Here is a 1,490-nt window from a genome sequence, read left to right on the forward strand (position 1 = left end):
GTAACTGTTCAGGCCATTTCCGGGACTTGAGCGTGACTGTGGGATGATCTTGTTGTGGGAGAAGGTGTCCGTCCTTCGTATGATGAGCTGGCCGCGCTGGTCGCAGCGCAGGCAGTCGAGCTCGCGCGTGCGCGGGAAGAAATCACCGCGCTGCGGGCCGAAGTCGCCGCGCTCAAGCGCCGCCTGGGCACGAACTCGGGCAACTCCTCAATGCCCCCATCATCGGACCGGTTCACCAAACCAGCCCCCAAGTCACTGCGGGGCAAATCCGGACGCAAACAGGGCAAGCAACCCGGAGCACCTGGGGCGAACCTGTCACTCGTCGACAACCCCGACACGATCCTCGACCACGAGCCGTCAGCGTGCTCAGGCTGCGGGGCGGGTCTGCGCCGCGCCCGCCGTGCAGGGTGGCTTCGGCGACAGGTCGTGGACCTGCCGCCGGTCCGTCCGTCGGTGACCGAGCATCGTCTGCATCGGTTGCGGTGCCGCGGATGCGACCACGTCACGACCGCACCCGCCCCGGTCGAAGCGACCGCGCCCGCCTGTTACGGACCGAACGTGACCGCGTTGGCGGTCTATCTGCTGACCTACCAGCACATCCCGGTGGCCCGGACAGCGCAGCTGCTGGCGGACCTGCTCGGGCTACAGGTGTCGACCGGCTGGGTCGCCGGCGTCCTCACCCCGGTCGCCACCAACCTCGGCGAGTTCGCCGAGCAGGTCCAGCAGGCGTTGCGGACGGCGCCGGTGGCGCACTTCGACGAGACCGGCATCCGGGTAGAAGGCAAGAACTGGTGGCTGCATGTCGCCTGCACCCCACGCCTGACCGCCTATTTGCCGCACCGGCAGCGTGGTAGTGAGGCGATGGACGAGTTCGGGATCCTGAACCGGTTCCGGGGTGTCGCGGTCCATGACGGCCTCAAGTCCTACCAAGAATTCACGCGAACACACGCCCGCTGCAACGCCCACCATCTGCGCGAACTGGTCGCGGCCGGCGAAGCCTATCCGGAGCACACCTGGCCCAGGATCGCGATCAAGACCCTCGAGAAGCTCAATACCGCCGCTCATACCGCGCGCGATGCCGGCCTGGATGCGATCCCCGCCCATATCCTCGACCCACTGATCTCCAGGTTTATCCGCACCGTCCATCTCGGTCTGCTGCTGCACCCACCGGACCGGGGCCGCAAGCAAAGCAAGACCCGAAACCTGCTGATACGCCTACGCGACTACCAGCAGCAGGTACTGCTGTTCGCCCGCGACCTCACCGTCCCCTTCACCAACAACCAAGCCGAACGCGACCTACGGATGATCAAAGCACAGCTGAAGATCTCCGGCGGCTGGCGCACCCAACGCGGCGCCCAAGCATGGCTGCGTGTCCGCGGTTACATCTCCACCGCCCGCAAGAACGGCCTCCACATCATCACCGCGCTACGCGACGCCATCACCGGAAACCCCTGGCTGCCAACGAACACCGAAATGCCCTGAACAGTTAC

The 1,490-nt window shown here is 66.0% G+C and carries 1 protein-coding gene; it reads left to right on the forward strand.

Annotation, left to right across the window (positions count from 1 at the left end; genetic code table 11):
* Window positions 1-54: 54 nt before the first annotated feature.
* Window positions 55-1,482: an IS66 family transposase gene (locus AB0N03_RS52340; RefSeq protein ID WP_364388994.1), complete on the forward strand. Its 1,428-nt coding sequence runs from the start codon at window positions 55-57 to the stop codon at window positions 1,480-1,482.
* The last annotated feature ends 8 nt before the right edge of the window (window positions 1,483-1,490 follow it).

The organism is Amycolatopsis sp. NPDC051061, assembly GCF_040682935.1.
Classification (GTDB): Bacteria; Actinomycetota; Actinomycetes; order Mycobacteriales; family Pseudonocardiaceae; genus Amycolatopsis.